9 protein-coding genes are annotated in these 13,561 nt (G+C 61.7%); 1 reads left to right on the top strand and 8 read right to left on the bottom strand.

Annotation, left to right across the window (positions count from 1 at the left end):
- Nucleotides 1-12 precede the first annotated feature (12 nt).
- Nucleotides 13-414 carry a VOC family protein gene (locus CO671_RS00645; protein WP_097603917.1) on the top strand — a complete coding sequence of 134 codons (402 nt, stop codon included), beginning with the start codon at nt 13-15 and terminating at the stop codon, nt 412-414.
- Between the two features lie 11 nt (nt 415-425).
- On the opposite strand, the gene CO671_RS00650 is transcribed toward CO671_RS00645, so the two are convergent.
- The 8 genes from CO671_RS00650 to CO671_RS00685 all read right to left on the bottom strand — a co-directional run bounded on the left by CO671_RS00650 (nt 426) and on the right by CO671_RS00685 (nt 13,545).
- Complete coding sequence (locus tag CO671_RS00650) at nt 426-914, bottom strand: MaoC family dehydratase (RefSeq protein ID WP_038691313.1); 489 nt, start codon at nt 912-914, stop codon at nt 426-428.
- A gap of 92 nt (nt 915-1,006) precedes the next feature.
- Nucleotides 1,007-2,986 (bottom strand): glycogen debranching protein GlgX, encoded by a 1,980-nt coding sequence (glgX, locus tag CO671_RS00655; RefSeq protein ID WP_097603918.1) that lies wholly within the window; start codon nt 2,984-2,986, stop codon nt 1,007-1,009.
- Between the two features lie 12 nt (nt 2,987-2,998).
- Nucleotides 2,999-4,630, bottom strand: a complete 1,632-nt coding sequence (locus tag CO671_RS00660; RefSeq protein WP_010031384.1) for an alpha-D-glucose phosphate-specific phosphoglucomutase — start codon at nt 4,628-4,630, stop codon at nt 2,999-3,001.
- A 6-nt stretch (nt 4,631-4,636) separates the two neighbouring features.
- Nucleotides 4,637-6,079, bottom strand: coding sequence for a glycogen synthase GlgA (glgA, locus tag CO671_RS00665; protein WP_097603919.1), 1,443 nt, complete (start codon nt 6,077-6,079; stop codon nt 4,637-4,639).
- Nucleotides 6,080-6,082: 3 nt separating this feature from the next.
- Entirely contained in the window at nt 6,083-7,345 is a 1,263-nt protein-coding gene (gene glgC / locus CO671_RS00670; protein WP_097603920.1) for a glucose-1-phosphate adenylyltransferase, read from the bottom strand.
- A gap of 18 nt (nt 7,346-7,363) precedes the next feature.
- Complete coding sequence (gene glgB / locus CO671_RS00675; RefSeq protein ID WP_097603921.1) at nt 7,364-9,571, bottom strand: 1,4-alpha-glucan branching protein GlgB; 2,208 nt, start codon at nt 9,569-9,571, stop codon at nt 7,364-7,366.
- Nucleotides 9,568-12,030, bottom strand: a complete 2,463-nt coding sequence (locus tag CO671_RS00680; RefSeq protein WP_097603922.1) for a glycogen/starch/alpha-glucan phosphorylase — start codon at nt 12,028-12,030, stop codon at nt 9,568-9,570. Before CO671_RS00680 ends, glgB begins: the two co-directional genes overlap by 4 nt.
- Nucleotides 12,031-12,306: 276 nt before the next feature.
- The gene (locus tag CO671_RS00685; RefSeq protein ID WP_097603923.1) at nt 12,307-13,545 is read right to left on the bottom strand and encodes a pilus assembly protein; all 1,239 of its coding nucleotides are present in this window, start codon (nt 13,543-13,545) and stop codon (nt 12,307-12,309) included.
- Nucleotides 13,546-13,561 lie beyond the last annotated feature (16 nt).

Here is a 13,561-nt window from a genome sequence, read left to right on the forward strand (position 1 = left end):
GAGGGAGGAAGAATGCTGCATCATGCCTCCCTCGGCGTTTCCGATATAGAGCGGTCGGCGGCATTTTACGATGCCGCCCTTGGTGCCCTCGGTTATGTCAGGGTCTGGGATGACATCAGGCCTGGGCAGACGGGGCAGGCGGTCGGCTACGGCCCTCCCGGCGGCGGCGACAAGCTGGCGATCAAACATCGGCCAGAGGGCCAGCGTCCGGCCGGCCCGGGGTTTCATCTGGCCTTTGCCGCGCTGAGCCGTGAGGCGGTCGATGCGTTTCATGCCGCGGCAATCGCGCATGGTGGCCGTGACAATGGCGGTCCCGGTCTTCGACCCCATTATGGCGAGCACTATTATGCCGCCTTCGTCATCGATCCGGACGGCCACGCGCTTGAAGCGGTCGTTAATTCCGTGAAATCATAGCCGCATCCGGCTTACACGTCCTCGGGACGATCCTTCGGGTCGAACTGGATGATGGTGATCCATTTTGCCGTCAGGGCCGGCTTCTTCTCGTTTTCGATCTCGATCGTAACGTCGTAGGTGGTCATCAGCATGCCGCCGCCGCGGAAGCGGGCGTCGGAGAGCAGGAAGCGGCCGCGCACGCGGGCGCCGCTTTTGACCGGCGTCATGAAGCGGACGCGGTCGAAGCCGTAATTGATGCCCATGGTCTGCTCGCGCACTTTCGGCAGGCAGTTGTAATTCATCGCCGAGAGCAGAGACAGTGTCAGGAAGCCATGGGCGATGGTGCCGCCGAAGGGGCTTTCGGCGGCGGCGCGCTCGGGATCGACGTGAATGAACTGGTGGTCATCCGTTGCCCCCGCAAAGGCATCGATCATCGTCTGGTCGACGGTGATCCAATCCGAAAGGCCCGTTTCCATGCCGATCAATCCCCGCACGTCGGAGAGTGAAATTTCCGTGCCCATGCATTTCCCCGTCAGATAAGCCCGCCGCGCCAAAGCCTTATCGTGCATTTATGACGATTGCGACAAGGATTTGCGCCAATGGGAGGCGCCGGTCACTTTTCTATGAAAAAGCCGACGGAGCGTGGCTCGACGGTGACTCGGGCGCCGGCCTTTTTCACGCCCGCCGGCGTCAATTGACGCCAGCAAGCTTCGCCTTCCGACGGAAGCGTAAAGAGCTCGCGGCTTTCGGAGCGATTGAAGAGCACGGCAAGCCGGGTGCGTTTGCCTCGTGAGGCCCGGTCGCCGGTTGCCAGCAGCATGCCGAGGACGGCGAGCGACGGCGTCTCCCATTCGGCGACCGTCATCGGTTCGCCCGAAACCGAGATCCATTCGACGTCGCCATTTCCCGACAGGAAATCCGTTTCGGAAAAGGCGGTGAAGCGGCGGCGCAGCCCGGCGACGAAGGCGGTATGGGCGATGAGATCCTCATTCAATGTCTTCCAGTCGAGCCAGGTGATCTCGTTGTCCTGACAATAGGCATTGTTGTTGCCGCGCTGGCTGCGTCCGCCTTCGTCGCCGGCCGTCAGCATGATGCTTCCGCGGGTGGCAAAGAGCGTTGATATCAGCGCCATCACATCGTTTATCCGGCGCTTGCGGATCGAGGGGTAGAGGGTTTCGCCTTCGACGCCATTGTTCCACGAGTGGTTCTCATTATGGCCGTCGCGATTGTGCTCGCCATTGGCGTCGTTGTGCTTTCCGGCATAGGAGACGAGGTCGATCAGCGTGAAGCCGTCATGGGCGGCAAGGAAATTGACGCTGCGCGTCCCTTTGCCGTCAATGCGGGCGAAGATGTCGGAAGAACCGGCAAGCGCGGTTGCCAGCGCGCCGGTCTTCCATTGATCGCCGCGCCAATAACAACGCAGGTCGTCGCGGACCCGATCGTTCCATTCGAGGAAGGGCGGCGGGAAGTTGCCGAGCTGGTAACCGCCGGGACCGATGTCCCAGGGTTCGGCGATCATGATCCGGTCGGCGAGCACGTTGTCGGCCAGAATGGCGGCAAGTGTTCCGCCATCGCGCTCGAAGCCGGTCGCGGTTCGGCCGAGGACGGGCGCGAGATCGAAGCGAAAACCGTCGACGCCGGCGTTGAGCACGAAATGGCGCAGGCTGTCGATGACGAGACGGCGAACTTCGGGATGGTCGCAGGCGAGCGTGTTGCCGGTTCCCGTATCGTTGACCAGTTCGCCCGGGCAATTCTGCGCATGGCGAAAATAATGCAGGTTGTCGAGGCCGCGCAGCGACAGCGTCGTGCCGTAGCGGTCGCTCTCGCCGGTATGGTTGAAGACGAGGTCGAGGATAACGGCGATGCCCTCGGCATGGAGGGCGGCGACCGTCTCGCGCAGCTCGGTCATGCCGCCGGGGGCGAGCCGGGGATCAAGCGCCATGAAGGCGACCGGATTGTAGCCCCAGCCATTAGTGAGGCCGAGCGGCGGCAGGTGGCGTTCATCGATCCAGGCGGTGATCGGCATCAGCTCGACGGCATCGACACCGATCCGCTTCAGATGGGCGATGACGGAGGGATGGGCGAGGGCGGCGATGGTGCCGCGCTGGCGCTCCGGTATGTCGGGATGGAGAATGGTGAAGGGCCGCACCGCCACTTCGTAGATGAAGCCGCCCGGTTTGAAGAGTGGCTTGGCGACGGCGGCGCGTGTATCTGATGTGACGATCGCCTTCGGCATCAGATCCTGGCTGTCTTCGCCGTAGATGCCGAGGCGGGGATCATAGCGGAACGGCCGGTCGATCTCCTTGGCATAGGGGTCGATCAGCAATTTCGACGGATCGAACCAGAGGCCGTTGTCCGGCGCGTAGATACCGTCGGCACGATAGCCGTAGCGGGCGCCTTGCCTGAGGCCATCGACGAAGAGGCGATGGACCTGGTTGCCGTCGCGCGCCATCGGCAGGCGCGCGAATTCCCTGTTGCCGTCATTGTCGAACAGGCAGAGCTCGACCTGCGCGGCATGATGCGACCACACGGCAAATTCGACGCCGGTATCGAAGACGATCGCGCCGGCCTGCGCCGCATTGTTCCCGCGCATGTTTCCCCCGGATCAGGTGATCACGGTTGGCGCGTCGCGTCCCGTGCGTTCCCGAATGCTGGCAACGCTGTCGGCTGCCGCGATGAGATCGGCGAGCGCTTCCTGCGTTTCGATGTTGTGGCGAGTCGAATCCGGCTCGTAACGCTCGATATAGACACGCAAGGTTGCGCCAGACGTGCCGGTGCCGGAGAGACGGAAGACGACGCGGGAGCCGCCTTCGAAGAGGACGCGGATGCCCTGGTGCTCGCTCACCGATTTGTCGATCGGATCGTGATAGGCGAAATCGTCGGCTTTCTCGACCTTCAGGCTGCCGAAACTCTTGCCGGGCAGGGTGGAAAGCTGGCTGCGGAGATTGTCCATCAGCCCGTTCGCCGCATCGGTGTCGAGGCCTTCGTAATCGTGGCGCGAATAATAGTTGCGGCCGTAGGTCTGCCAGTGCTGGGTGACGACATCGGCGACGCTCTCGCCGCGCACGGCAAGAATATTCAGCCAGAGCAGCACCGCCCAGAGGCCATCCTTTTCGCGGACGTGGCTGGATCCGGTGCCGGAGCTTTCCTCGCCGCAGATCGTCGCCATGCCGGCGTCGAGCAGGTTGCCGAAGAACTTCCAGCCGGTCGGCGTCTCATACATGCCGATGCCGCGTCTTTCGGCAACACGGTCGGCAGCACCCGAGGTCGGCATCGAGCGGGCGATGCCGGCGAGGCCGCCGGAGTAACCGGGGGCGAGATTGGCGTTGGCGGCAAGGATCGCCAGGCTGTCGGAGGGTGTGACGAAGATGCCGCGGCCGATGATCAGATTGCGGTCGCCGTCGCCATCGGAAGCGGCGCCGAAATCGGGCGCGTCATCACCCATCATCTCATCGAAGAGTTCCTTGCAATGAACCGGGTTCGGATCCGGGTGATGACCGCCGAAATCCGGCAGCGGCATGAAATTGCGCACAGATCCAGAGGGAGCGCCGAGGCGATTTTCAAAGATTTCCTTGGCATAGGGGCCGGTGACGGCGCTCATCCCATCGAAGGCGATGCGGAAGCCGAGGCTGATCAGATTGCGGATGGCGCCGAAATCGAACAGCTCTTCCATCAGCGCGGCATAATCTTCGACCGGATCGATGACCGAGAGAATCATGCCGCCGGGAAGTTCGTCCTTGCCGATGCGATCGAGATTGACGTCGGCGAAATCGGCGATCTTGTAGCTGTCGATCGTCTTGGAGCGGGCATAGATCGCGTCGGTGATCTTTTCCGGGGCCGGACCGCCATTGTTGATGTTGTACTTGATGCCGAAATCTTCGGTCGGGCCGCCGGGATTGTGGCTGGCAGACAGAATGATGCCGCCGAAAGCCTTGTACTTGCGGATGATGTGGGACGCGGCCGGCGTCGACAGGATGCCGCCCTTGCCGACCATCACCTTGCCGAAGCCGTTGGCCGCGGCCATCTTGACCGCCTTCTGAATGACTTCGCGATTGTAATAGCGTCCGTCGCCGCCGATGACGAGGCACTTGCCCTGGTAGCCTTCCAGCGAATCGAAGATCGACTGGATGAAGTTCTCCGCATAATTCGGCTGCTGGAAGACCGGAACCTTCTTGCGCAGGCCTGAGGTGCCGGGCTTCTGGTCCAGGTAGGGCGTGGTGGGTACGGACTTGATCATTTTAGGTCACATGCCTTTCGAGACGAGGCTTGAATAGAGGGCAGCGTAGCGTTCGGCGCTCTTCTCCCAGGAGACATCCGATTTCATGCCCTGCTTTTGCAATTGGGTCCAGAGTTTTCGGTCCGCGTAAAAATGCATCGCACGGCGGATTGCCTGCAGCATGCCCGTTTCCGTCACGGGTGAGAATTGTATGCCGGTTGCCACTTTCGCCGCAAGGGCGGCGTGATTGGCATCGATCACCGTGTCATTCAGCCCGCCGGTGCGCGCCACGATCGGCACGCAGCCATAGCGCAGACCGTAAAGCTGGGTCAGGCCGCAGGGCTCGAAGCGTGAGGGGATGATGATCGCGTCGCAGCCGGCCTGCATCAGATGCGACATCGGCTCGTTATAGCCGATCGAGACGCCGATGCGGCCGGGATGACGGCTGGCGGAAGCGAGCAGCGCGCCTTCAAGCGCGGCTTCGCCGGAACCGAGGACGACGAGCTTGCCGCCCATGCCGACGATCTCGTCGGCGACGTTGGCGACGATATCCATGCCCTTCTGCCAGGTGAGACGGCTGATGACGCAGAAGATCGGGGCATCGTCATTGTCGAGATGGAAGAATTCGGCGATCGAGCGGCGGTTCTCGTCGCGGTTCCTCAGCGTCGTCGGGCCGTAATGGGTGTGGACGACGGGATCGGTTGCCGGATTCCAGATATCGGTGTCGATGCCGTTGACGATGCCGTGCAGATTGTCGATGCGGGTGGCAATCACGCCTTCGAGCCCCATGCCGAATTCCGGCGTCAGGATCTCATCGGCATAGGTGGGGCTGACAGTGGTGATCGCATGGGCGGTTTGCAGGCCGCCTTTCAGAAAGCCGGTCGTGCCGTAATACTCGACGCCGTCGATGGCGAAGGCATGATCGGGCAGGCGCAGGCCTGGAAAGATCTCGGAGCCGAACTGGCCCTGGAAGGCGATGTTGTGGATCGTCAGCACGCTCGGCAGTTCCGGCGTCGGATAATAGCGCATGTAGACGGAGGTCAGCGCCGCTTGCCAATCGTGCGTGTGGACCAGATCCGGCCGCCAGCCGGGCAGCAGACCGGCGGCGATCTCGGAGGCGGCGAGCGACAGGGCGGCGAAACGGCGCCAATTGTCGGGATAGTCCTTGCCGAGCGGATCGAGATAGGGGCCGCCCGGCCGGTCGTAATAGGCCGGGGCATGGAGGACGAGCAGATCGAGGCCCTCGTGCCGGACCTCGAGCACGGTCGCCTTTTCTCCGAGCAGGTCCGCGAATTCGAGCCTGACGACGGGGTCGCGAATGACCTTCATGACGGCAGGATAGCCGGGCAGGAGAGTCTTGGTCTCGACCCCGAAGGCGTTCAGAGCAATCGGCAGGGCGCCTGACACATCGGCCAGGCCCCCTGTCTTGATCAAAGGGAAGACTTCGGACGAAACCGAAAGAACTTTCATACGTCAGATATCCAGCTTGTCGATCATCGGTTGCGTGATCAGGCAAATGCCGCTTTCCGTCCGCCGGAAGCGTTTGGCATCGAGTTCGTCATCCTCGCCGACAACAAGACCTTCCGGAATGACGACGCCGTGGTCGATCACCACATTCTTGAGCTGCGCGCGCCGTCCGATCTTCACATTCGGCAGGATGACCGCCCCTTCCAGCTTGGAGAAGGAATTGGCCCTGACACCGGTGAAGAGCAGGCTCTTGTTGAGGCTGGCACCGGAGATGATGCAGTCGCCCGAGACGACGGAAGACGTGGCCGAGCCGCGGCGATCCTCGTCGTCATGGACGAATTTTGCCGGCGGGGTGATCTCGGCATAGGTCCAGATCGGCCAGGACTTGTCGTAGATATCGAGCTCCGGCACGATCGCCGTCAGGTCGATATTGGCCTGCCAATAGGCGTCGATCGTGCCGACGTCGCGCCAATAGGGCTCGTGCTCGAAATCCGACCGGACACAGGATTTGGCGAAGCGGTGGGCGACCGCCTTACCATGCTGGACGATATAGGGGATGATGTCCTTGCCGAAATCGCGGCTCGAGGTCGGATCGGCGGCATCGCGGCGCAGTGCATCGAGCAGGAACTTGGTGTGGAAGACATAGATGCCCATCGAGGCCAGCGCGTAATCCGGCTTGTCGGGAATGGGCGGCGGATCGGCCGGCTTCTCGACGAAGGCGATGATCTCATCCTTCTCGTTGACATGCATGACGCCGAAGCCCACCGCTTCCATGCGCGGCACTTCCAGGCAGCCGATGGTGACGTCGGCGCCGGAATCGACGTGCTGCTGCAGCATCCATTCATAGTCCATCTTGTAGACGTGGTCGCCGGCCAGAATGACCATGTATTCGACACCGTAATCCTGAATGATGTCGATGTTCTGATAGACGGCGTCGGCCGTGCCTTCATACCATTGGGTCTCGGAGACGCGCTGGCTGGCCGGCAGGATGTCGAAGCTCTCATTGCGCTCCGGGCGGAAGAAGTTCCAGCCGCGCTGCATGTGGCGGATCAGCGAATGCGCCTTGTATTGCGTCGCGACGCCGATGCGGCGAATGCCGGAGTTCAGCGCGTTCGACAGAGCGAAATCGATGATGCGGGCCTTGCCGCCGAAATAAACGGCGGGCTTGGCGCGCCGGTCGGTGAGTTCCTTGAGACGGCTCCCCCTGCCGCCCGCCAGAACATAGGCCATTGCATCGCGGGCAAGTGGCTGAATACGCTTTTCTACCATTTTCTCCTCCCACCAGTCTTAATTTTCAGGTTCAAGCATGATCGTTGCCAAAGGCGGCAGCGTAATCGAGCAGGTGATGTTGCCGCCGGCATCGACGGCCTGCACGCGCCCGCCATTGCCCTTGCCGCTGCCGCCGTAGATGTCGGCATCGGTATTCAGAATCTCCCGCCAGCGGCCCGCCAGAGGCAGGCGGATCGAATAATTCTCGCGATAGACGGGCGTGAAATTGGTGATGACGGCAATCGGCTTCTGGCCCGGCGCCTTGCGCAGCCAGGCAAAGACGGAATTCTCGCCGTCGTCGGCAACCAGCCATTCGAAACCTTCGCCCTCGCAGTCACGCTCATGCAGCGCCTGTTTGCTGCGGTAGGTGAAGTTGAGGTCGCGCACCAGGCGGCGCATGCCCTCGTGCATACGGTATTGCAGTAGGTTCCAGTCGAGCGACTTCGCCTCGCTCCACTCGCTCCACTGGGCGAATTCCTGGCCCATGAACAACAGCTTCTTGCCGGGATAGCCCCACATATAGGCGTAGTAAGCGCGCAGATTGGCGAACTTCTGCCAGTCGTCACCCGGCATCTTGGCGATCAGCGAGCCCTTTCCGTGGACGACCTCGTCATGCGACAGCGGCAGGACGAAATTTTCGGAATAAGCATAGAGCAGGCCGAAGGTGAGCTCGTTGTGATGGTGCTTGCGGTGCACCGGATCGCGTTTCATGTAGCTCAGCGTGTCGTGCATGAAGCCCATGTTCCACTTGAAGCCGAAGCCGAGGCCGCCTTCGTGGACGGGCTGCGAGACCTTCGGCCAGGAGGTCGATTCCTCGGCGATGGTCATGACATTGGGATGCAGGCCATAGATGCGGATATTGAGGTCCTGCAGAAAGCGGACCGCTTCGAGGTTCTCGTTGCCGCCATACTCGTTCGGGATCCATTCGCCGTGTTTGCGGGAATAATCGAGATAGAGCATCGAGGCGACGGCATCGACCCGCAGTCCGTCGAGATGGAACTTCTCGGCCCAATAGAGGGCGTTGTTGACGAGATAGGAAACGACCTCGGTGCGGCCGAAATTGTAGATCGCCGTGTTCCAGTCGGGGTGGAAGCCCTTGCGCGGGTCTTCGTGCTCATAGAGCGCCGTGCCGTCAAACCAGCCGAGGCCATGCTCGTCGGTCGGGAAATGCGCCGGCACCCAGTCGAGGATGACGCCGATGCCGACCTTGTGGCAGCCGTTGACGAAACGGGCAAAACCCTCCGGTTCGCCGAAGCGGGCGGTCGGCGCGTAGAGGCCGGTCGTCTGGTAGCCCCAGGAGGGATCGTAGGGATGTTCGGTGATCGGCAGGAATTCGATATGGGTGAAACCCATGTCGACGCAATAAGGGATGAGGCTGGAGGCGAGCTCGTCCCAGGACAGCATGGTGCCGTCCTGCCGACGCTGCCAGGAGGCGGCGTGAACCTCATAAATGGAGATCGGCTGGCGGCGCTTGTCGGTCTCGCGCCAATGCTTCAGATGGGCCTCGTCCTCCCAGACCTGCTCCAGCTCGGCGGCGGCGACCGAGGCGGTCTTCGGCCTCAGCTCGCTGCGCCGGGCGAAGGGATCGGCCTTCAGCGGCAGCAATACGCCGTCATGGCCGCGGATCTCGAATTTGTAGGCGGCGCCGATCGGCACATCAGGGGCAAAGATCTCCCAGATGCCGCTGTCGGCGCGCAGCCGCATGACGTGGCGGCGGCCGTCCCAATTGTTGAAATCGCCGACGACCGAGACGCGCTGCGCATTCGGGGCCCAGACGGCGAAGTGCATGCCCTGGGCGCCGTCATGGCGGATGAGGTGAGCGCCCATCTTGTCGAACAGACGCAGATGCGAGCCTTCGCGGGCGAAATAATCGTCCATCGGCCCAAGCACCGGCCCGAAGCTGTAGGGGTCGGTGACGGCCCATTCGGCATCGCCGCGCCGGGCGCGGTAGCGCACCGGCTGCAGCCTGGTCAGCGAAACGGGGCCGGCGAAGAAGCCGTCGGCATGCAGCTGCTTCAGTTCGCCGACGACGACGCCGTCGAGCGTCATGGCGGTCACGTCTTCGGCGCCCGGAATGAAACAGCGGGCGACGAAGGCGTCGCCGGCCTGGTGCACACCTAGGACGGCAAAGGGATTGGAATGCGAGCCGGCAAGGATCGCCGTGATTTCATCTGCCGAAATTTCCCAGGAAAGCTTTACTTCAGGGATGGTTTTCGGCGTTTTCATCCGGCTCTCCAGATTTCGTCTGCATATTGCCTGATCGTGCGGTCGGAAGAGAACCAGCCCATCCGCGCCGTATTGTTGATCGTCTTGGTGTACCAGTCGGACTGGTTGGTCCAGATCTGGTCGACGTCGCGCTGAGCCTGGGCATAGGCGTCGAAATCGGCGGCGACCATGAACCAGTCGTGCGAATAGATGCCGTCGATCAGCGCCGTGTAGCGGTTGCGATCATCGGGCGAGAAGACGCCGGAGCCGATGGCGGAGAGCGCCTGCGAGAGTTCGCGCGAGCCCTCGATGATGGCGCGGGGATTGTGGCCGTCGCTGCGGACCTTGGCAACCTCGTCGGCCCTGAGGCCGAAGATGACGATGTTGTCTTCGCCGACATTGTCGCGCATCTCGACATTGGCGCCGTCGAGCGTGCCGATCGTCAGCGCCCCGTTGAGGCCGAACTTCATGTTGCCGGTGCCGGATGCCTCCATGCCGGCGGTCGAAATCTGCTCGGAGAGGTCGGCGGCCGGAACCATGACCTCGGCGAGCGAGACATTGTAGTTCGGCACGAAGACGACCTTTAACAGGCCGCGCACCGACGGGTCGTTGTTGATGGTGCGGGCGACGTCGTTGATCAGCTTGATGATCAGCTTGGCGTTGTAGTAGCTCGGCGCCGCCTTGCCGGCGAAGAGTTTGACGCGCGGCACCCAGTCCAGCTCCGGATGCGAGCGGATCTGGTCGTAGAGGGCAACGGCTTCGATGATGTTCAGCAGTTGGCGCTTATATTCGTGGATGCGCTTGATCTGGATATCGAACATCGCCGACGGATCGAGCTTCACGCCCATGCGGCTGGCGACGAGATTGGAGAGCGCCACCTTGTTGGCCCGCTTTATCGCCGCGAACTTCTGCTGGAAGCTCGGATCGGAAGCATGCGCCTCGAGCGGGCGCAGCTTTTCGGCATCATCGAGGAACTCGTCGCCGATCGCCTCGCGGATCAGGCCGGTGAGGCCGGGATTGCACTGCTGCAGCCAGCGGCGCGGCGTGATGCCGTTGGTCTTGTTGTTGATGCGGTCGGGATAGAGCTTGTGCAGGTCGGCAAAGACCGTGACCTTCATCAGATCGGTGTGCAGGGCCGAGACGCCGTTGATCGAATGCGAGCCGATGAAGGCGAGGTTGCCCATGCGCACGCGGCGGTCGCCGCTTTCCTCGATCAGCGAGATCGAGCGGATTTCGCTGTCGGAAAAATTCTTGGTCTTGCGGGCATCGAGCAGGATCTTGGCGTTGATCGCATAGACGATCTGCATGTGACGCGGCAGCAGGCGCTCGAACAGCGGCACCGGCCAGCTTTCCAGCGCTTCGGGCAGAAGCGTGTGATTTGTATAGGAGAACGTGTGGCGGGTGATCTCCCAGGCCTGTTCGAAATCCATGCCGTGCACGTCGCAGAGCAGACGCACGAGTTCGGCGACCGAGACGGCCGGATGGGTGTCGTTCAACTGGATGGCCACCTTGTCCGGCAGCGAGGTGAAATCATCATATTGCTGCAGGTGGCGGCGCAGGATGTCCTGCAGCGAAGCGGACGAGAAGAAGAATTCCTGGCGCAGGCGCAGTTCCTGGCCGGCCGGCGTGGCGTCGGCCGGATAGAGAACCCGGGTCAGGCTTTCGGCCTTGTTGCTTTCGCGCAGCGCGCCGATGTGGTCGCCGGCGTTGAAGGCATCGAGCAGGATCGGATCGATCGGCTGCGCCGACCAGAGGCGCAGCGTGTTGACGCGTTTGCCGCGCCAGCCGACGGCCGGCGTGTCGAAGGCGGCGGCGATGACGCGTTCGGCCGGTTTCCAGACGTAGCGCGGCTGGTCGTCATGGGTGGTGATGAATTCGACGGAACCGCCAAAGCCGATTTCATAGGAGCTCTCGCGGCGCTCGAACTCCCAGGGATTGCCGTGGGCGAGCCAGTTTTCGGGCAGTTCCACCTGCCAGCCGTCGGCCAGCTGCTGGCGGAAGAGGCCATGGACATAGCGGATACCGTAGCCATAGGCCGGGACGTCGACCGTCGCCATGCTCTCCATGAAGCAGGCGGCGAGACGCCCGAGGCCGCCATTGCCGAGTGCGGCATCCGGCTCCAGCCCGGCAATGACGTTGACATCGACGCCGAGCGAGGCGAGCGCATCGCGCACCTCTTCCATCAGGCCGAGATTCGAGACGGCGTCGCGCATCAGGCGGCCGATCAGGAATTCGAGGGAAAGATAATAGACGCGCTTGGCGCCGGTCGCATAGACCTCGCGGGTGGAGGCCATCCACTTGTCGATGATGCGGTCGCGCACCACCAGGATCGTCGCGGTCAGCCAGTCATGCGGCTTCGCCACCTTGGCGTCCTTGCCGATGCGGTAGGTCAGTCGTTCGATGATTTCTTCAGCGAGAATTTCCGGCCTTGAACTGCGGGGAGCGGGAGAAGGGATAACCGGCTTGGAAACGGTATTCATGGTCAGATCTCGCCAATTTTAATTTGGTTTCAGGGTGTTATGCCTGATTTAATCGATTTGTCGCTTGCGCGGACCACAGTTTATGCATCGTTAGGAAGCACTTGCAACAAAGGATTTGGACAAACGAAAAATTTGCGAAACCTTCATATTCACGGGGTTCGAGGGGATTGATTTCAAACGCTTTTCCCGATCAGATGGATGGGATAGCGATAACGAAAAGCCGCGCCGGTTTGTTCCGGCGCGGCTTTTTTGATCGGCTTTCGGCTGGCAGTATCGTCAGTTCGTCAGGCGCGTCACTTGAGTGGACGCCTTCGCTCCGATCGCTTTGAACGCGGCGAAAAGGTCTTCCATTTTTTCCGCCTGGAAATAGTGGGAGGCGTCTGAGGCGCAATACTGCAGCAGCGCCTGTCCGCCCTCGGGCGCCATGAAGGCGATGGTATAGATCACAATGCCCTTGGACTTGGCTGTGTCGCATGTCGCCTTGGTCAGCGTGTCATATGAACGGCCGCCGCTGCTGTCGTCGTTATTGTTGCCGTCCGTCATGAAGACGATGTACTTCTTGGGTATCTGCCCGCTCTTCAGCTGGTGGGCGGAGTCTTCGGCGTCGTTCCCCGCAGCATTCTTTGCCGTCAGGGACAAATAGGCGGTGCTCATAGCGCCGCTGGAATTCGTACCGCCATTCGCCTGAAGCGCATTGACATAGCTCGAAACACCAACAGTTCCCCAGGCGAGACTGCTGGGTGCGTATTGAACGATATCGTAAGAGACCGCACCGGTGCGGACGTATTGGGCGTTGGGATCGGCGGTGCTCAACTGGGCGAAGAGATTGCCGGCGGCCATCTTCAGCGCTTCTATTTTCGTGTAGTAGTTCGCGCGACTGCCCGTGCAGGTGTCCCAGACCTCCTTGCCCTTCTTGTTATAGTGGGGATTGCAGGCATAGGTATATGATTCCGTGGGATCTTCCTCGTTGACGGTCGCCGTGTCCTCTCCCATCGATCCTGATTTGTCGAGCGCCAGATACATCGAGATGGAGCCCTGGGTCTGGGTCTGGGAATGGCCGCCAACCGTTGTGCCTGATGTCGAAAGGTGCTGCGTGGTGAAGCCGACCGCCTGCATCAGCGGATTGACCGTCAGGTCGTAGCTCGGCGAAACCGTCACCTGGTAGGATGTCGAATTTCCCGATGTGTTTGTCTGCACGGTAACGCCCGTCGCGCTTTTAATGTCGACGCCGCTTTGCAGATAATTCGCCATTTGCCCTGCGACGAAATTCCGCGCGAAGGCCTCGGCCTGAGAGGTTTGGATCGTGCCATTCGCCAGCGCGGTGGCGGTGGCAAGCGCCGCCGAATCGGCTGCTTCCTGCAGTTGCTGCTTGGAGAGCAGCATATCGCCGACATGGACCGCCATGCCGGCAGCACCGAGAAGAACCGGCGCCAAAATCGCCGTCATGATACCGAAATTACCGCCTCGATCGCTGAACATGCGACGCAGGCAGGGATGCAAAGAGAAGGTGCTCATCATGTTCACCCAACTG

Source organism: Rhizobium sp. M10, assembly GCF_002531955.1.
GTDB classification, from domain to species: Bacteria; Pseudomonadota; Alphaproteobacteria; order Rhizobiales; family Rhizobiaceae; genus Rhizobium; species Rhizobium etli_C.